Source organism: Polyangium jinanense (genome assembly GCF_028435265.1).
Taxonomy (GTDB): Bacteria; Myxococcota_A; Polyangia; order Polyangiales; family Polyangiaceae; genus Polyangium; species Polyangium jinanense.
In genome coordinates this window covers 13,445-32,524 of record NZ_JAGTJK010000042.1, presented here as the reverse complement: position 1 = coordinate 32,524, position 19,080 = coordinate 13,445, and the positions used below count along the sequence as shown (strand labels likewise).

12 protein-coding genes are annotated in these 19,080 nt (G+C 68.3%); 4 read left to right on the top strand and 8 right to left on the bottom strand.

Features of this window, described 5'->3' with window-relative positions; genetic code table 11:
- Positions 1 to 21 precede the first annotated feature (21 nt).
- From KEG38_RS41420 to KEG38_RS41410, 3 genes are all read right to left on the bottom strand, one after another.
- Complete coding sequence (locus KEG38_RS41420; RefSeq protein WP_272426093.1) at positions 22 to 1,311, bottom strand: DUF1501 domain-containing protein; 1,290 nt, start codon at positions 1,309 to 1,311, stop codon at positions 22 to 24.
- Positions 1,312 to 1,324: 13 nt separating this feature from the next.
- Entirely contained in the window at positions 1,325 to 3,658 is a 2,334-nt protein-coding gene (locus KEG38_RS41415) for a DUF1588 domain-containing protein (RefSeq protein WP_272426090.1), read from the bottom strand.
- 294 nt (positions 3,659 to 3,952) lie between these two features.
- Positions 3,953 to 4,636, bottom strand: a complete 684-nt coding sequence (locus KEG38_RS41410; protein ID WP_272426088.1) for a hypothetical protein — start codon at positions 4,634 to 4,636, stop codon at positions 3,953 to 3,955.
- Positions 4,637 to 4,701: 65 nt separating this feature from the next.
- Here KEG38_RS41410 and KEG38_RS41405 point away from each other — a divergent pair, with 65 nt between their 5' ends.
- Both KEG38_RS41405 and KEG38_RS41400 read left to right on the top strand, forming a co-directional pair.
- On the top strand, positions 4,702 to 7,011 hold the full coding sequence (locus KEG38_RS41405; RefSeq protein WP_272426087.1) for a S46 family peptidase: 2,310 nt from the start codon (positions 4,702 to 4,704) through the stop codon (positions 7,009 to 7,011).
- A 183-nt stretch (positions 7,012 to 7,194) separates the two neighbouring features.
- On the top strand, positions 7,195 to 7,440 hold the full coding sequence (locus KEG38_RS41400; RefSeq protein ID WP_272426085.1) for a hypothetical protein: 246 nt from the start codon (positions 7,195 to 7,197) through the stop codon (positions 7,438 to 7,440).
- Here the strand turns inward: KEG38_RS41400 and KEG38_RS41395 are convergent.
- The 3 genes from KEG38_RS41395 to KEG38_RS41385 all read right to left on the bottom strand — a co-directional run bounded on the left by KEG38_RS41395 (position 7,437) and on the right by KEG38_RS41385 (position 14,086).
- Complete coding sequence (locus tag KEG38_RS41395) at positions 7,437 to 11,063, bottom strand: hypothetical protein (protein ID WP_272426083.1); 3,627 nt, start codon at positions 11,061 to 11,063, stop codon at positions 7,437 to 7,439. The two genes, KEG38_RS41400 and KEG38_RS41395, sit on opposite strands and share 4 nt — an antisense overlap.
- A 90-nt stretch (positions 11,064 to 11,153) precedes the next feature.
- Complete coding sequence (locus tag KEG38_RS41390) at positions 11,154 to 12,830, bottom strand: hypothetical protein (protein ID WP_272426081.1); 1,677 nt, start codon at positions 12,828 to 12,830, stop codon at positions 11,154 to 11,156.
- Positions 12,831 to 12,844: 14 nt separating this feature from the next.
- The gene (locus KEG38_RS41385; RefSeq protein ID WP_272426080.1) at positions 12,845 to 14,086 is read right to left on the bottom strand and encodes a hypothetical protein; all 1,242 of its coding nucleotides are present in this window, start codon (positions 14,084 to 14,086) and stop codon (positions 12,845 to 12,847) included.
- 89 nt (positions 14,087 to 14,175) lie between these two features.
- On the opposite strand from KEG38_RS41385, the gene KEG38_RS41380 reads away from it, so the two are divergent.
- Positions 14,176 to 15,852, top strand: coding sequence for an FAD-dependent monooxygenase (locus tag KEG38_RS41380; RefSeq protein WP_272426078.1), 1,677 nt, complete (start codon positions 14,176 to 14,178; stop codon positions 15,850 to 15,852).
- A 3-nt stretch (positions 15,853 to 15,855) separates the two neighbouring features.
- Here KEG38_RS41380 and KEG38_RS41375 read toward each other — a convergent pair whose 3' ends face one another.
- Together KEG38_RS41375 and KEG38_RS41370 are read right to left on the bottom strand one after the other, a co-directional pair.
- A complete protein-coding gene (locus KEG38_RS41375; protein WP_272426076.1) occupies positions 15,856 to 16,680 on the bottom strand; it encodes a hypothetical protein in 825 nt (274 codons plus the stop codon).
- Positions 16,681 to 16,685: 5 nt separating this feature from the next.
- Positions 16,686 to 17,438, bottom strand: a complete 753-nt coding sequence (locus KEG38_RS41370; RefSeq protein WP_272426075.1) for a hypothetical protein — start codon at positions 17,436 to 17,438, stop codon at positions 16,686 to 16,688.
- Positions 17,439 to 17,517: 79 nt separating this feature from the next.
- Here KEG38_RS41370 and KEG38_RS41365 point away from each other — a divergent pair, with 79 nt between their 5' ends.
- Entirely contained in the window at positions 17,518 to 19,017 is a 1,500-nt protein-coding gene (locus KEG38_RS41365) for a hypothetical protein (RefSeq protein ID WP_272426073.1), read from the top strand.
- The last annotated feature ends 63 nt before the right edge of the window (positions 19,018 to 19,080 follow it).

Genomic DNA, 19,080 nt, shown 5'->3' with positions numbered 1-19,080 from the left:
AGCGATTCGCCCTGGCGACGATCAGCCGAACAGCGGCAGCTCTTCCTTCTCCTTGATCGGGAAGCGCGCCGCGACCTCGTTCTGATCGATCCCCGCGAGCCTGCGCAACGCGCGGTGCACGTGGCCGGGCTTCAGGCGGACGCCGCCGCCCTCGACCGGCTCGAGCGTGTTCGGGTCGATGTTCATCGGGTTGTGACGCTCGGTCGTCTTGCCGATGACCGTGTTGCCCGGGATACCCGCGCCCATCAGCAGCATGCTGGTGATCGACCAGTGGTCCTTGCCATTGCCGGAGTTGTACCCCGGCGTCCGGCCGAAATCGGACCCGACGACGATCACCATGTTGCCCCAGACGCCCGTCGCCTTCGCCTCTTCGACGAGGTAATCGATGCCGTCCCAGAGCTCGGCCAGCCGACCGAACTGCTGGTCGTCGTTGTTGCCGTGCGTATCGAACCCGCCGATGCCCAGGTTCGCGCTGACGCAAATGCCGGCGCGGTAGGCGGCGAGCGCGATTTGCGCCTGACGACGGAGGTTCGAGTTCTCGAGCTGCGCGGGCAGGTACTCCGTCAGCTTCTTGAGCTCGTTTTGCCCCGAGCGCGCCGTGAACAGCATACCCATCGACTGCTGGATGCGCGGCAGGTTCTGCTTCTCGGCGTATGCCATGTGGCGAGCAGAGCGCGTCTCGGCAATACGCGCCTCCGTTTCCTCCGTGTAGTACGGCGTCTTGTTCTCGTCGTACATCGGGTCGATGATGTTCGGGTAGGCGATGCGACGGATCGCGTCGATGTTGCCCACCCGGGTCACCGCCACGGTGCCGGCCGTCGTGTCGTAACCGCCGTACGAGATGTACGCCATTGGCAGCGAGCCGCCCGCGACGGCGGCCGTGAGCGCCGCGAACGAGGCCTTGTTTTCGGCCAAGGTGCCCGCCCACGTCACGCGCGTGCCGACGTCGTGGCTGTTCGTCGACGTATCGACGCCGTTCAGGACCATCAGGTCATTCACGTACTTGTCGAAGAACGCCTTGTTCGCGCCGTCCGGATCCGGGGCGTATCGCATCGGGAGCTTGCTCTTGCTCCCGACCGCCGTCCCGATCGCGTCCGCGAGGTAGTGGTTCATCGGATCGGCATCATCCGGCCCCTTCGAACCCTTCGGGTCGCAGTGGCTCGTGACGTCCCAGCCGCCGCCGGCGTGGATCATGATCCAGAACTTGCCCGTATAGGGCGCAGCTCCGGCGTCGCTGGTGAAAGGAATGGTGCTCGCGGCAACGCCGAGCCCCGCCGTCGATGCAATCTTGAGGAAATCTCTTCGGTCCATGGGGGCTCGCCTCTCACTCGTAAAGGAAGTGGTAGTCGGACAGCATGTACGTCACGACCGTCATCCACGAACGGATGACGTAATTCGGATCCTCGCGCAGGCGATCCTCTTCAGGCAGCGGCGTACGCGTCCAGTAATCGTTCTCCACGCGGCACGGCCCGGCCAGCCACGTCGAGTACTTGCCCTCGGGCTGCGACGCGTCGCTCATGCCCTTCACGCCCTCGCGATACGTATCGAGGAAGAGCTTGTAGGTGCGCTCGATCTCGGGATGCCCGTCGGGCAGCGTCTCGCCGAGGATGTGCTTGTGGAGGTACTGGATGTTCTTCTTGATGGCCGCGACGGCGGGCTCGACCGCGAAGCCATTCTTGTCTTCCGGCTCGAAGCTCGTCTCGACGTACGGGAAGAGCGTGCGCTCCTCCGTCGGCTTCCACATGTCGCGCGGGACCGCGATGCAGGACATCTCGTTCCCCATGCGCTCGCCGATGTTCGCCATGATGCCGTTCGGGCTGATGACGCGCTTGACCACGTCGGCCGAGTCGATGCCGCCGTAAAGCATGCGGTAGGCATCGCCGCGGAGCAGGTAGTCGTACGTGCCGCCGTTGTCCTCGTACGCGCGGGGACGCCACGGATAGCCGAGGACGGCCTGGATCTTCCGGTGGAGCTGCTCGGGCGTGATGAGGCGGCCCATGCCGACCTCGCCGAGCCGCGCCTTGCCGGCCGCGTCGAGCGAGCCGCTGTTCTTCGCGCGGAAGTAGGGCGAGTGGATGATCTGCTTCACGACGACCTTGAGGTCGTAGCCCGAAGCCTCGAACTCGCGCGCGATCTTGCTGAACTCCGTGTACTCGGCGAGGTAGGCCTGGAACTCGGTCGAGAAGTCGCTCGCCTTGCGATCTTGCGGCGCCACGAGCGGCTTCTGCCCCGTGAGGCCCTCGAAGACAATGTACACGGCCGAGAGGGCGAAGCGCGGGTCAGCGGCGACGCGCGGGGCGAGCCACTGCAGGCCTTGCGGCAGTTGCTCGTACGGCGTCTTTTCGCCCTTGAAGCCCGGCGGACGCATGTCGTCGAGCGGAGGCGTCATCGGGTCGTACGCCGCGCGCCCGTTCCAGTGCCGGAACGCGCCGGCGACCGGATCGATCTCCACGTGGCATTGCTGGCAAGCGGCCGCGTTGAGGGTCGGGTTGACCTCGGTGATGAGCGTCTGATCGAGCGGCTGCTGGCCGGTCTTCAGGATGTCGGTGCCGAGGAAGAACTGGTAGACCATGCGCGCGCGCGCCCGGTTCCGGTTCGTCTCCGTCGTCGGGAAACGGTTCAGGAACATCGGCGACGTGAGCACGCCGGCGTGCGGCAGGCTCGGGATCTGCGCCTCGATGAACTCGTTCGGGTCGGCGTCGTTCTTGAAGGGCAGGTCGTCGCCGAGCATGAACGCCTTCGCGGAGAAGGGGTTCACCATGATGTAGTTCGCCGTCAGGACTTCGCTGAACGGCCGGTTCTCGCGCACCACGTGGGCCACGAGCTCGAGCGGCTCGCGCGCCACGCCGCGGTTCGTCCAGGAACGCAGCTTGTTGTAGAGGTCGTCGGCGTTCCAGGCGCCGTATTTGCCGATGGCGTCTTCCATCGCCTTCGGCTCGGCGTTCGCGCCGTCGAAGAACTGGTCGTACCAGTAGGGGTTGTAATAATCGATGTCGTTGAGGAGCTGCACCGCGTCCTCGTTCCCCAGGTAGCGATCCGTGAGGAACTGGTCGTTGTAGATCTCCTTCAGGCGCGTGTAGAACGTCTCCTCGGTCATCATGTTGTCGAGGATCGGATCGAGCGCGCGGATGCCGCCGGCCTCGATGGCATCTTCCTCTTCCACGGTGGGCAGTCGGCCGACCAGGGAGAGCGACGCCTTGCGCAGCGTCTCGGCGGGCGTCGCGAGCTGCACGCCCGTGAACGTCGCCGAGAGGTTCGTCTCGCAGGACGAGGGCTCGTTGAAGCGGTTCACGAGCTCCTCGAGCGCCTTGAACTCGTCGCTGCCCGGCTGGATGACCACGCCACCCGGATGCTTGCGGGAGGCGGTGCCGCCGGTGGGCATGGCGAGCAGTTGCGACATGCCGTCCTGCTGGAGGGCGGCAGCGTTCTTCATGATCTCGTAGTTCGTGTCGAGAAAGCCTGCTTCGCTGCTGCCTCGAAGCACGAGGCTCGAGTCCTTCGCGACCCCGTTCGAGGTATGGCAGGCGATGCAGTTGTTCGAAAGGATCGGAGCCCAGACCTGCTCGGCGAAGAACATCTGGTCCGAAACGCACGGACCATCGTCCTCCCCAGCGATGCAGCCGGTGAACCCCAGCGCGCCGATCGCGGCCAGGGACACCAGACCAATGGAGCCAAGATGCTTTCCGAGTCGTCTTCGCGTTCGCGGCATGAGCGGCCTCGTAGGTGGTTCCAGCCTCGTCGGGACGAGTCTGGAAAGTCATACGTAACGGAAGCTCTCTTCTACACGAGGACCGCCGCCGCTGGAATGGTGGGAATCTAGGCCCTACTTCCCTACCTCGGGGCCATTTTGGAAAAGGAATGGACTTTTCCCCTCGCAGCATAACGCGAAGGCATGTCCGCGACGCTCGATACATCACGCAAGGTTGCGTGCGTATTCTCGATTTTGGCGAAATCAGGCCCCGCCGGCGCCGCCCGCGCCGCCGGCCCCACCGGCGCCCGCGGCTCCACCGGCCCCACCGGCTCCACCCGCGCCGCCGGCCCCGCCGGCGCCGCCCGAGCCCGTGGAGGCAGCGGTGCTCGCTGCGGTGCTCGACGATGCGCTCGTGCTCGACGTGGCGCCGCTGCCGCCGCACTTCTCGAGCGGCTTGCAATCGTTGCAGGAGCAACCTTCGAGGTACTCGACGCACGAGCCGTTGTTCGTGCAGTTCGTCGTGCACCGGTCGGTATTCGTGCAATCGGCGCAGGTGCAGTCCTCGTTGATCAAGCACGCGCCGTCGTCTTCACAGCCGACGTTTGCCGGGGGACAACTGGCGACCTTGAAGTAACAATCGTTGCACGTGCAATCTTCGGTCCCCATCTCCCCGTTGTCGCAGGTGTCGTTGTCCTGGCAGGTTCCGACGCACGCGGCCTGATCGACGCAGTCGGGGCACGCGCAGGTCTCGGGGTTCTGGCCGTGGTAGTTGCAGAAACCATCCGGCTGGTTGTTGTTGCAGCCGTTGCTCTGGACTCCGCCGCCGCCGCCGGAGAAGTTGCTCGCCGCGGAAGTATTGTTATTGGAGTCGCCTCCCGAACAGCCGACGAAGGGGAGCGCGACAAGGAGAAACGAGGAAGCAAGGATCGCTGTCAGGGTGCGCATGGTCCGAGAGGATCGCCGCCTGCGCGGGACTGCGTCAACAGAAGAAAGGTGCTACAGGGCTCGCCATGCCTCGCCCGACGAACTCTTTTTCTGCACTGGCGCTGCTCGTTTCCACCCTCGGCCTCGGCCTCGGCTGCGGCGCCGAGCCCCCGCCTCCGGCTGAATCGGCCTCGTCCTCGTCGTCGACCGACGGCGCAAAGGAAGGGCAGAAGGAGGGCACGAAGGCGGCGGAGGTGAAGGGACCGGAGCGCAAGCCTTTCGAGAATCCCGGTGGCATGTGGGTGCCCTCGCAGCTCGCCGAGCATGAAGCGAAGCTCAAGGGCGCGGGCCTCGAGCTCGATCCGAAGGCGTTCACCGATCCGATGCAGCCGCCGCTCGCCGCGGTCGTGAGCCTCGGCGGCTGCTCGGCTTCGTTCGTGTCGCCCGATGGCCTCATCGTCACGAACCACCACTGCGTGACCGGCATCCTGCAGTACAACGCGACGCCGAAGCAGAACGTGGCGAACGACGGTTACCTCGCGAAGACGCGCGCCGACGAGAAGTGGGCCGGGCCCACGAACCGCATCTTCGTGACCCGCTCGTTCAAGGACGTCACGAAGGAGGTCCGCGACGGCCTCGACAAGCTGCCGAATGATCGGGCGCGGAGCGATCAGCTCGAGGCGCGCGAGAAGAGCCTCGTCGCGGCGTGTGAGAAGGATCGGCCCGAGGTGCGTTGTTCGCTGAAGGCGTACTTCGGTGGCGCGCAGTACCTGCTCGTCGAGCAGCTCGAGATCCGCGACGTGCGCCTCGTGTATGCCCCGCCGGAGGGCGTCGGCAACTTCGGCGGCGAGATCGACAACTGGCGCTGGCCCCGCCACGGCGGCGACTTCTCGTTCCTGCGCGCCTACGTGGGCAAGGATCAGAAGCCCGCGGATCACGCGGAGACGAACGTCCCCTACAAGCCGGCGCACTACCTGCGCCTCGCGCAGAAGCCGCTCGCCCCGAACGACTTCGTGATGGTCGCGGGGTATCCCGGCACCACGAACCGGCTGCGCACCTCGTTCGAGATCAAAGAGGCGCTCGAATGGGGATATCCGCGCCGCATCGCGGCCTTCGAGGAGGGCGTGAAGGTGCTCGAGGCCGTGAGCAAGCAAAAGGAGGAGATCGCGATCAAGGCGAACCCCTTCCTGCGCGGCATCTCGAACGCGCTCACGAAGATCAAGGGCCTTGCCGAGGGCCTCGGCAAGGGCGGCGTGGCCGCGGAGCGCGCGAAGAAGGACGCCGAGCTCGCGTCGTGGATTTCCGGGGATGCGGAGCGCAAGGCCGCTTATGGCGACGTGATCGCGAAGATCGAGGCGCTCGTCGCGGAGCGGAAGAAGACGCGCGAGGAGGACATGGCGCTCGGCGACGTGATGATGAGCGCGAGCCTGTTCCAGGCGGCGACGGCGATCGTGCGGATGGCGGAGGAGCGCCCGAAGGCCGACGCCGATCGCGATCCGGAGTACCAGGAGCGCACCTGGAAGCGACACGAGCAAAAGATGGCGCGCCTCGCGGTCTCGTATGACCGGGTGATCGACCAGGCGATGTTGAAGCTCGCCCTCGAGCGGATCGCGAAGCTGCCCGAGAAGGAGCGGCCGGCGTTCGTCGCGACGATCGCGGGCAAGAAGCTCGACGCGGCGTCGATCGAGAAGGCGGTGAAGGGCCTTTACGAGGGGACGAAGCTCGAGGACGAGAAGGCGCGGCTCGAGCTGCTCAAAACGGCAAAGCTCGACGATTTGAAGAAGAGCAAGGACCCGCTCATCAAGCTCGCGGTGGCCCTGCGCCCCGTGTACAAGGCCTCCGAGGATCGGGGCAAATCGTTCGACGGCGCGATGGCGCTGCTCCGGCCGAAGTATTTCGAGGCGCTGCAGAAGATGATGGGCCAGCAGATCGCGCCCGACGCGAACGGTACGTTGCGCGTGACGTACGGCAGCGTGCGTGGCTATCGCCCGACGAAGGACGCGCCGGTCTATACGCCGTTCACGACCGTGTCGCAGATGGTCGAGAAGCACACGGGCAAGGATCCGTTCGAGGCGCCCGCGAAGCTGCTCGCGGCGGCGAAGGCGAAGAAGTTCGGGCCCTACGCGGACGCGGCGCTCGGCGAGGTGCCGGTGGATTTCCTGAGCGACCTCGACATCACGGGCGGCAACTCCGGTTCGCCGACGCTGAATGGAAAGGGCGAGCTCGTGGGCCTCGCGTTCGACGGCAATTACGAGGCGATGGCTTCGGACGTGATCTTCCTGCCGGAAATCACGCGGACGATCCACGTCGACCTGCGGTACGTGCTCTGGGTGATGGACGTCGAGGGGGCGGACAACGTCCTGCAAGAGCTCGGCGTGAAGCCTTCGATCGACTGACTCTTTCGCCGCCATGTAGAATGGAGGCCTCCGGGCCTCCATGCGTTTGCCCTCCCTCCTCCTCGGCTTCGCGTTTCTCCTCGGGAGCCCAATCGTTCGCGGGGAAGACGCGCCCGATCCGCGCCCCACGCCAACGGCCGAGGCCTTCGTGCACATCGAGTCCGACGCGCCGCTCTCGCTGCGGTGCAACAGCCTTTTCTCGCGACAATCATCGCGGGCGGCGCCCTCATGCTGACGGGCGCCATCGGTACGCCGTTCGCCGAGGAGAAGGGCACGCAGACCGCGCTCTCGGTGGTGGGTTTCACCGGGCTCGTCCTGCTCTTGCCCGTTTCGAGCGTTCTCGGCGGCGTGTCGACCGCGTATTCGACAAGCAACGTGACCTTCAAGGATCCGCGGACGCGGCCGGATCTGCGGGAGCGGATTCGTTAGGACCGGGAGCGGCGTCGCCGGAAGGGACGCGCTGCCGCGGTGAGGAGGAGCGAGAGCAGGGCGAGAGGCGTGGGCGTGGGAGGTGCGCCGACCATGCGGCAGCCGCAGGCGTCGTCTGCTGCGGGATCGACGGTATCGGAGCCGCCGGTGCCGCCCGCGCCGCCGGTGCCGCCCGCGCCACCGCTACCGCCCGCGCCGCCGCTACCGCCAGCGCCGCCGGTGCCGCCAGCGCCGCCGCTACCGCCAGCGCCGCCGCTACCGCCAGCGCCGCCGGTGCCGCCAGCGCCGCCGCTACCGCCAGCGCCGCCGCTACCGCCAGCGCCGCCGCTACCGCCAGCGCCGCCACTGCCGCCTGTGCCACCCATACCGCCCGCGCCACCGCCGCCACCTGCGCCGCCGCTGCCTCCTGCGCCGCCGCTACCGCCTGTGCCACCATTGCCGCCCGCGCCTCCGGTGCCGTCCGTGCATTCGCCTTCGAGGCAAACCCCGTTGTTGCACGCCGTCCCGTCAGGGAACGTCATGTCGAGCGGGCACGTGGTCGACACGCCCGTGCATTTCTCCGGCACGTCACACACATCCGCCGCCGGCCTGCACGTGACCGTCGTGTCGGCGATCACGTCCGCCGTGCAGCCCTTGCCGACCCCGTCGCATTTCTCTGGCACGTCACAGGGCCCGGCCGCAGGGCGGCAGACCGTCATGACGTCGGCCACGAAATCGAGCGGACAGGCGACATTCGCGCCGTCACACGATTCCGCGACGTCACAAGGGCCGGCCGCGGGTCGGCACACCACCATGGGACCCTGGAGGACGTCGCCGGGACACGCGCCGCTCGCGCCCGTACACGCCTCGGCGATATCGCAGACCCCCGCCGACGGACGGCACGTCGTGCCGGCGGGTACGAGGACGTCGCTGGGGCAAGCGGCTGTATTGCCGGGGCAAACCTCGGCCACGTCGCACGCGCCCAGAGGCGCGCGACAGGTGGTCCCGGCGGCGACGAACGTGTCGCCCGGGCAAACGGCTGCGTTGCCGGGACAAACCTCGGCCACGTCACAGGCGCCCACAGGCGCGCGGCAGGTGGTGCCCGACGGGAGGTACGTATTGGCAGGGCAGGCGACGCTGCTCCCAGTACAGCTCTCGGCCACATCGCAGGCGCCCGCCGCGGCGCGGCAGCTCGTGCCGGCCGGCTTGAGCGCGTCCGTCGGGCAAGCCGCCGCATCGCCGGTACAGCTCTCGGCCACGTCGCAGACGCCCGCCTGGGCGCGACAGCTCGTGCCGGCCGGCTTGAAGACGTCGTCGGGACAAACCACGCCGGACCCCGTGCAGAACTCGGCCTCGTCGCAGGCGCCCTCGGACGGGCGGCACGACGTCCCCGCCGGGGCGATCACGTCGGCGGGGCAGGCCGCACTGTTCCCGGGGCACATCTCCGTCACGTCGCAGGCGCCCGTCGCGCCGCGGCAGATCGTTCCGGCGGCCATGTATTTGTTGGACGGGCAGCTCGTCGAGGAGCCATTGCACGTCTCCGCGACGTCACAGCCGCCGTTCGCCGCGCGGCACACGGTTCCGCTCACCGCAGGGCCACACGTGCCGTTCATCGCGGCGCCCTGGGCCACGCTGCACGCCTGGCAATCGGTCGAGACGCCGGATCCGCAGGCGCTGTTGCAGCACACGCCGTCGATGCAGAAGCCGCTCGTGCACTCCTCCGCGACATTGCAGGCCGCGCCGTTCGGGAGCGCTTCGAAGAGCTCGAACACATACGCCGCGCCCGCGTCCCCCTTCGCGTCGAAGGACTCGGTGACCGCCCCGACGAGGAAGTGATTGCCGCTCATCGAGACGCTGTACCCGAACAACCCGAGGCCGTTCGGCCCGTCGATCTGCGTGAGCTGCGACCAGGTATTGCCGCTACGCACGAACACGTACGCGGCGCCGACGGCCGAGTTGCCCAGGGGCGCGGCGCGGTACGCGCCGACGACGGCCCGGTCGCCGCGGATTGCGACGGCGTTGCCGAAGATCATGTTCTCCACGGCGTTGCCCGCCACGAGCTTGGCTTGCTGGGTCCACGTATTCACGCTTCGCGTGAACACGTACGCCGCTCCGACGTCGAGCCCGAACGCCGCGTTGTCGTAGGGGCAGCCGATGAGCGCCGCGTCGCCGCTCAAGGCGACCGCGCTGCCGAACCGGTCGTCCGACGCGCCGTCCGACGGGCCCATCGAGGCTTGTTGCGTCCACGTGGCGCCGGTCCGGACATAGGCGTACACCCGGCCCGCCGCGGTCCCGTGCGGCGAGCCGACGAGCGCCGTGTCGGCCTCGACCGCGACGGACCGGCCGAACACCCCGCCCGCGACCCCGCTGCTCGGCAGGAGCTGGGCCTGCTGCGTCCACGTGGTGCCGCTCCGGACGAAGACGTAGGCCGAGCCCGAATCCACGCCGGTCGCGGTGTCGTCGAGATCGGCGCCGACGACGGCCGTGTCGCCGTCGAGCGCGACCGACAGGCCGAACCCGTCGCCCGTCGCCGCGTCGGACGCGACGAGCTGCGCCTGGAGCGACCATGACGTGCCATTGCGGACGAAGACGTAGGCCGCGCCCGCGTCCGCGCCGGCCGCGGTATCGTCGCCCCGGGCCCCGACGAGCGCCGTGTCGCCGTCGAGCGCGACAGACGAGCCGACGAAGTCGTTCTGGGCCGCGCCCGGCACGACGAGCTTCGCCTGCTGGGTCCACGTGAGGCCATTGCGGATGAACACGTAAGCCGATCCGGCGTCCGTGCCGCCGGCATAACTGTCCCCGTCGGCGCCGATGAGGGCGGTGTCGCCGTCGATCGCCACGCCGCTGCCGAAATAGTCCGACGCCTGCGCATCGGAGGCGACGAGCCGGAAGCGCGGAATGGCGACGAGCGGATCGACGTGGAGCGGATACGCGGCGCCCGCGTCGTCGACATGGATCGTGATGCGCCCGCCGCGCACGCCGAGCGAAGACGGCACGGGTTTGCCCGTCGCGTCGGCGACGTACAGCTCGCCGTACCGAAGCCGCGCGAGGCCTTCGTCATCGACGAGATCGATCGCCTCGCCGCCTTTCGCGATCGTCGCCGCGAGCCCGCCCGACACGGCCATCTCGAACGAGAGTCCGCCCTTGCAGCCCGGCGCCTTCGCGACGTCGAAGCCCTGCTCGATCCCGAGCGGGCCGTTCACGTACCATTCCGTCACGTTCCCGCGCCGGTATTCCGTGCGGTTGCCCGTGGCCGTGGGCTCGGCGGGAGCCGGTGCGCGGAGGTCGCCTTCGCAGCCGAAACCCGCGAAGGCCATGGAGACCTGAAATGCCTCACCGCCGCCCGTCGAGCGCTCGATCCGAACGGATGCCGCATCCATTTCGGCGACGAACCCTTGCGCCGGATTGTCCGCGCGGAACGGTCGCCTCGGCTCTGCCCGGGCGAAACGATACGCCTCCCCCGCCTCGGCCTGCCGCGCTGCGATGGCCGCTGCACGGAGCGCGATCGGCATCTCGGCCGTCGCGGGGCTCGGGCGCGCCTCCACGTCGCGAGGGCGCTCCTCGGGGGCACCGCCCCGCTCTCCGCACGCCGTGGCGCCGAGGAGGTACAAGATTCCGATCGATGAAAGGGAGGACGCGCGCATGCGCGACCCCTAGCCAAATCACGGCGTGTCTGGATCTCCTATCTTTGCGAATGCGATTTGCATTTTCGCGAGCGACAGCCAGCCCGAGGATCAAGGCATGTCGACGAACGCCGCGTGGTCGAGCTCGTAGCAGGCGCAGAGCCGCGCCGTCGCCGCGAAGAGCGCCCGCACATGCTCTTCGGAAAACACCCCGGTCCGGACGAAGTACGCCTCGAAGTAAGACGTATCCAGGAAGTAACGGATCGGGTCCCGGAACGACGCGAGCCCGAGGTACTGCACCTCCACCGCGTGCCTGGCGAGCTGCGCGAGCGGGCCGAGGTCCTCGTTCAGGTGGTGGCGCACGTTCGTCCGGACGTACGATTCGAGCTCCTCGCTCTGAAGGTAGCTCCGGAAAAACACGTTGGATGCGTAATCGGCGATCCGCGTGAGCATGACCCGGGCGAGCGCGCGCCCGGGGTGGGAAGGATCGGCGCCGAGCTCGTCGAGTTCGCTTTTCACGTCGTCTTCGAGGCGCGCGGGCATGGCGGCGACGAGCACGTCCCAGCTCGTTTCGAGCGCCGCGAGGGCCTCGGCGTATTCGGGCATTCGCGCCTCGGGGATACGCACGAGGCCGGCCTCGTGCACGAGGTGGCCCCATTCGTGGACCACGCGGGCCGCGAGGAGCTGCCGATGGTACGGCGGCCCTTCCTCGCGGAGTGGATCGAAACCGGGCTGGCGCAGCTCGTACACGATGCGGCGCAGATCTGCCCGCACGTACACGCCGCCTTCGAGATCCACCTCCGCGCTCGTCCGAAACAGCACGTCGGGATCCCGGAGCGTCGCGAGCACGGCGCGGCTCTTGTCGCTCGCGAGCCGGAGATCCTCGCGCAAGCCCTCGGCCGCGCGCACGGAGGCGAGGGGCGCGAGCGCTTTGCGGACTTCCTCGAGGTTTGTCCCGTCCTCCGGCCGATACACCACACGGTCGGGCGGCTCCACGACGAGGACGTCCGGGCGCTCCTCCGAAAGGAAAACGCACACGGAATCGACCGCCTCTTGTCCTGCTGCCCGAGGTGCCTGCGCCGCGAGGAATGCCGTTTCCATCTCGCGCGCCGCGGCGTCGAACGCGCCGAAGAGGGCGAGCAGGTCCGGACGTGTTCCCTTGGGGATCAAAAGATCCGCGCCGTCGACGTGGCCGAGCGGCTCACTCGTTTCGGCGGGCGGCTCGCGCAGCGGGAGGTGATAAAGCGTCCGGATCCAGTGCAGCGCGCGGGCGAGGGCCACGAAGGCCGGAGCGTCGGGCCGCGTCGAGCGCGAGGCGGCGCGGGAGAAATCGTGCAGTTCGTCCTCGGTCCGCGTGAGGAAGTAACTCAGATTGAAGCAGACGGCCGCGCGCAGGGCCTTGAGGAAGGCGAGGCGCTCGACGTGGAAGATCTGATAACAGACGAACTCCTCGTGCGAGCGCGCGGGATCGAGGTCCGACGCGTACAGGGTCCACGTGACGCCGAGGAAAGGCGCGCTGTACGGCCGGACGCGCGAGGGATCCGTGATGAAGAGGACGTTCGCCTTGCGCGGCGGCAGCCACGATCCCGGCGCGCGGGCGTGCAGCGAGGCCGCGCGCTCGCGGTAGAGCCGGTAGCCGCGCTCGAACAGAGCGATCTGCTCCTCCGACAAACCACGCCCCTCGCGGAGCAGCGTCCGCACGTCGGCCGAGACGGAGCCCTCGTCGAGGTGTTCGGCCGGAATCAAGAAAGCGCCCGGATGGGCCAGGCAGAATCGTTCGAGGTTCAAGGCAAGCCTCTCTCTCACCGCTTCTTCGCCAGGACCGCCGCGAGCCCCGTGCATTTTTTCCCGCGCTCGATCCCGAACGACGCCGCGAAGTCGCAGAGCTTCTGGCCGAGCTCCATGTCCTCGGGTTTTCCGCTCAGGATCGCCTTTGCCGCCGCTGGCTCGGCGCGCCGGGTGAGTTCGTCCCGGTACGGCTTCGTGGAAACGTCCTTGCCGCGGAGCGCGTCGCGCAGGTCGTCGGAGACGCGTGTCGCCTCGGTCCACACCTTCTTCGAATCCGCCGCCGCCGCCGCGTATGTCCCGAAGAACCGGTCCTTCGACGGGCTGTCCTGGCAAGGCATGTCCTTCGGCGTCGCGAGCAGATCCTCGACGCCGAGCTCGCGCTTCTGCGCGCGTTCGAGGCGCGGCGCCGCCTCCTTGGCGACCGCGAGATCGTCCGCCGAGAGCTTGCCCGCATCGAAGTTCTTCGCGAGCGTCTCGCAAGCCGCGACGTACCGAGCGCGGGCCCGCCCAGACGCGCAGGCTTCGAGGCGCGATTTCTCGCCCGTGACCTGCTCCGGCGTCGCGAGCGTGATGTCCTCGGGCGCGAGCTTCTCGACCGCGCACGGATCCTCGGCGCGAAGCGCGGCGTCGACGCGGGCGCGCGCGTGCTCGATTTGCTTCGTCTTGTAGGCCGATCGCCCCGCGACCGAGAACGATCCGAGGATGACGATCACGAGCGCCGAGCGGACGAGGATTTTCCGCCGCGCATACCGCGTGTGCAGCGGGCTCGATTCGAGCCGATCGCCGCACTGCGAGACGAGCGTCTCCCACCCGGAGACCTCCGTGCCGAAGAGCTCGATGGGCCCGCAGACCCTCGGATCGGCCGCGAACCGCTTCGCGACCTTGAAGAGCGCCTCGGCGCCGGTCTGCTTTCGCGCGTCGAAGGGCGCTCCTCGCGTGGGGCCCGAGAGCGGCCCGCCCACCGTGGCCATGTGCTGTTGCACGGCGCGCAGCGCGGCGATCTGGGCGGCCTCCAGGCGATCGAGCGTGGGCAAGAGCGCATCCCACGGCAGCAGCGCTTCGACGTCGACGTTTCGGAGCTTGAAGACCGCCGCGGCGTTCTCGATGCCCTGCCGCAGGCCGGCGAGCAGATCGGCCTTCGAGAGCGCGGCGATCCCCTCGCCGATCGCCCCCTCGCCGAGGCGCGCGTTCGCGGCCTGGATCGGCGCGCGCGCGGCCTTCACGAGGGCATCCCCGAAGTCCTTCCGTTCCTGCATCGTGTGAATCCTACCCCTCGAAGAGGCCGATTTCCTAGTATGATGCCGGAGGGCCGCGGCGTTCGGCGCGGCGAACGGAGGGAGCGGCGATGGCGTTGGATGCGCTCGTGGTGGGGGCGGGCCCGGTGGGGCTCGTGATGGCGGCGGAGCTCTCGCGGCACGGTCTCGCGTGCCGGATCATCGACCAGGGCGAAGGCCCTTCGATCTGGTCGAAAGCGCAAATCATCCACGCTCGCACCCTCGAATGTTTTCACGACATGGGCGTGGTCGACCCCATCCTCGAGCGCGGCCGGCAGGTCGCGGGCGCGCGCGTCATGACGCCCGCGCTCGAGCGTATCGCGCGGGTCGAGATCGGCGGAATCGACTCGCCGTATCCCTATTTGCTGAGCCTGTCGCAGCGCGAGACCGAGCTCGTGCTCGCCGAGCACCTCGAACGCGTGCACGGCATCAAGGTCGAGCGCAAGGTCAAGCTCCAGGGTTTTTCGCAGGACGAGGGCGGCGTGACGGCCGCGCTCGCCGCGGAGGACGGGTGGGTCGAGGAGGTGCGCGTGCCGTATCTGCTCGGCTGCGACGGCTCGCACAGCACGGTCCGCAAGACGCTCGATCTGCCGTTCGAGGGCTCGACGTACGACGTGCGCATCATGCAGGCCGACGTCCGCGTCGATCTCCCGGTCGCGGTGCACGAGGACGAGATCGCGATTTTTCTCGGCCCGAACGGCATGCTCGGCTTCTTCCCGCTGCCGGGCGAGGGGCGGTATCGCATGCTCACGTTCGTCGACCCCGACGATGATCGCCCCGTCGAGCTTTCGTCGTTTCAGGCGCTGCTGAAGGAGCGCGGCCCCGCGGGTTCGTCCCTCGGGGATCCCGCGTGGATGATCGATTTCCGCATTCATTGCCGCATCGTCCCGCATTACCGCGTCGGCCGCGTGTTCCTCGCCGGTGACGCGGCGCATATTCACAGCCCGGCGGGCGGGCAGGGGATGAACATGGGGATCCAGGACGCGTACAACCTCGCCTGGAAGCTCGCGCTCGTGGCGCGCGGCGTGGCGAAGGACGCGCTTCTCGATTCGTACGAGGCCGAGCGGCGCCCCGTCGCCGCGGAGACGTTGCGCTTCACGGACGTGAGCACGCGCGGGCTTCAGACGGCGCTGGCGCTGAAGAGTCCGCTCACGATCGGGATCCGGAACCACCTCATGAACTTCGTGACGAGCCTCGGCTTCGTGAAAGAGCGCGCGGGGCGGACCGTGTCGCAGATCGAGGTCGCCTATCCGAAGAGCCCGATCGTTGGGCAGGATCAATCGTCCTTGTGGAACATCCGCGTCACCGGCGCGGACGAGCGCCCGGGTTTGTCGGACTGGATCCATTTCGGCGACGGCCCCGCGCCGGGGGCGCGTGTGCCGGACATGCCGGTCGGAAGCGACACGCTGCACAACCTCCTTCGCGGCACGGAGCACACGCTGCTTTGCTTCGACGGCGCGGCCGCGACGAACGAGGGCTACGAGCGGCTCGGGCGCGTCGTGAACGCGGCGCGTGCGCGGCTCGGCGAGCGCGTGCGTGCGTATGTCATCGTCCCCGGGTCCGAGGTCCCCACGGCCTTGCCCGCGGCCGTGCCCGTCCTGCTCGATCCGGACGGCGAATTGCACCGGCGCTTCGGAGCGCGCTCCGAGTGCATTTACATGGTGCGACCCGACGGTTACGTCGGCTATCGCAGCCAGCCGGCGGACGAGGAAAAGCTCGCGGCGTGGCTTGACCGCCTCATCGTTTGAATTTCAGTACCGGACGCCGTTGTAGAAGACGAACTCGCCGCGGCGCACGCCCTCGGCGAGTGTCTCCTTGACGCCGGGCTCCCAGCGTTTGTCCGTCCAGGTGGGGAAGCAGCGACCTTCGTTCGCGAAGTAGCCGTTCCTGCAGCCGTTGGCCGAGCTCGGCAGCGCGTCGGGGCTCACCCAGTGCGTCGAGCCGTTCGTCGGATCGTTCTTCGCCGGATCCTTGTCGCGGAGCCTGCGGCAGGCGGCCTCGATCGACTCCGTCATCTGTTTCGCGAAGAGCCCGGCGTTGCTGTCGTTCATGCCCTGGGCGCGCGTCCCGATCGATTTGTAATGCGAGATCTCGGCGGCATTGTTCGGCGCGCGTGGGACGCCCTTCGTGCGGTTCATGTACGCGTAGGCCACGGCCGTCTTCGCGTTCATGCTGTGCGAGCCCGCCTCGTTGTACACGACGTTCGCCAGGTTCATGAGACCGTCGCCGTGGCAGGCGCACTCGTTGATCTTGTCGTTCAGCTCCTTCTTGCGTTGCTTGAGCTCCTCGCCGCGCCGCTTGATGTTCTCGAGGTTCGGATCGCCCTCGGTCGGCCAGCCCTTCTTCTTGTAGGACGCGACCTTCGAATCGTAGTTGTTCTGGTTGTTCGTGATGGCCGTGTCGAGCTTCGCGTTGACCGCGGCGATGTCGGCCTTCATCTGCGGGCTCATCGTCTTTTCCGGATCGCAGGGGCACGGCTTGACCGCGCTGCCCTCGTCCGGCGACGAGACCTGCTTCGAGTCCGCTTCTCCGCTCGACGAGGCCTTCTCCGGTGTGCCTCCGCCCGGAAATCCCATCGCAATCACTCCTTGTGCATGAAGCGGAGGATCCGCTCGCAATAAAGCCCTGCCTCGCTCACGATCGCCTGCATGTCGCCCCCGCGGAGCAACGTGTCCGCCCAGGCAAAGAGCGGATCGGTCGCGAAGCCGTGCCCGAGCAGGCATGCGAGGAGCGCGTAGACGACGGCCGCGCCGCCGCGACATCCGTGGGCTTGCGCGAGCGAGGCCCACTGGTCGGCGGCCTTGGCCTCGCCTTCGGGCCCGAGGTAGTCGAGCCGCTCGGGGAAAAGCGCGCGCGTCTCCTGCAGGATCACCGCGCGCATCGCCTCGGGCGCGACGTCCATGGAGAGCGCGCGCGTGGCGATCGGCTCGAACCGTCGCATCGCCGCGAGCGTGCGCTCCTGGCCGATTCCGGGCACGGCGCGGAGGTACTCCATCATGGCGTCGTGCAGGCGATCGGCCTTCTGGGCTTGCGTCGGGTGCGCCTCGGCGAGCACGGCTTCGGCCCAGGGAAAGAGCGGGTCGTCGTCGAAGGCAGAGCCAAAAAGGATCATCGTCTCGACGAAGAGCCGCACCGGCCCCACGCGGGTGAGCCCACGGCGCGCGGCGCGCTCCACGCCGAGCCGCGTCACCGCGGCGATCGCGCGCTCCGGCACGATGGCGAAGCAGCCGGGCGAGCGTTCGCCGAGCCGGCGGATCACGTCCCGCTGGAGCTCCGCGATGCCGACGTCGCGTTCCAGCACGTCGAATTGGTCTTGCCGGATCCAGAAAGCCATCGTTTGCGCGCGCGTCGACGTTACAGCGATGTCGGTGCGTTGCCAAGGCGGCTCGGGTAGACTCGGCTCCCGGAGTCCGATGAACGACGCTCCCGCCGCGACCTCGCCCACGTCCCCCGGCGCGCTCACGCTCGAAGACGCGCGCCTCTTTCTGGAGCAACACGTTCGCACCACGACATGGGGGCGGCGTGGGCTCGCGGCGCGGCTCGACGTGACCTCGTTCGAGCGCAGCGGCGCATTCGACGTGGTGTTTCAATCGTACACGGAGACGCGCGTCCCGGAGGAGACACACGAGCCGTACGCCGGCGGACCCGTCGACGGTCCCGCGAACGGGCGGGCGCCGGGGCCCTGGGAGATCCTCCTTCAAATGCCGCCGCTTTTCACGCAGGAGCACCGCGTCATCGTGCGCGTGCCGCACACCGACGAGGTGCGCACGTGCTATCGATGCACCGGCGCCGGCCGCGTCACGTGCAGCACGTGCAGCGGCGGCGGGCGCGTGATCTGCTCGCACTGCGGCGGCGACGGCCGGACCACGGAGACGCGCACCACCACGGAGACGGATGCGCAGGGCAATACGTCGACGCGGACCGAGACGTACACGTCGACCTGCTCGGGGTGCTGGGGCAGCGGGCGCGTGACGTGCGCGACGTGCGGCGGCAGCGGGAAGGTTACGTGCGGCCCCTGCGCGGGGCTCGGACGGCTCTGTCATTTCCGGCGTGTGCACGTGTGCTGGTCGACGCGCACGAATTCGCGGCAAATCGAGAAGACGGATCTGCCGGACGAGCTCGTGGGGCTCGCCGGCGGGGACGTGATCCACAGCGAGGAAGAGGCTCGCATCGAGCCGGGGCGCGGCGGGGAGGGCGGGGCCGGTCCGTATCGCGGAGCCTTTACGAGGGTGAACGCGGACGTCGAGGTGGCGGCGAACGCGCTTATTGCCTCGCACGTGTTTCCGGAAAACGAAAAACTCCACGGTCAGCGGCTCGTCGTGCGCGCGGTGCCTGTGTACGAGGCGCGTTATCGCTGGGGCAAGGAAACGCGAACGTTCTGGGTTTTCGGGACGGACCGGCGGGTGCATGCGCCTCGGTATCCCGTCTCGCCGTGGCGGGTGGGCGGCGCCGTGCTCGGGGGCGTCTCGGTGCCGGCCGCGCTCGTCGGGGCAAACCTCCTCGGACAAACGGCGCCGCCGCCGCCCCCCGTCCCGGAGTCCCGGATCGAGGTCGTCGCGCCGCCCGTCCTTCCTGAGCCGCCGCCGATCCCCGCGCCACCTCCGCCCCCGCCGGAGCTCGTAAAGGCGAAGGGGCCGAGGCCCAATGTCACGGCCGGAAAAACAGTGATCGAGCTGCGGACGGATCCGCCGGGATTGGATGTATTCGTCGGGGGCAAGAAGCTCGGCGTCTCGCCTTTGTGGATCACGATCCCATCGAAGGGCGCGGGGCCGTGCAAGCAGGGAAAATGCGCGCTCGGCCGGTGCACGGACGGGGCCTGTGAATCCGTTACGAAGGTGGAGGTACGCGGCGCCGAGGGCGCGCGGATCGTCGAGGTCGCTCCTTCGGACGGCGATCTCGTCGAGCTTCGCTGAGCAGATATTTGGACTTCAAAGCGAGGTGCGCCTGCCTACGCGGGACGCTAGAGATACGTGCGG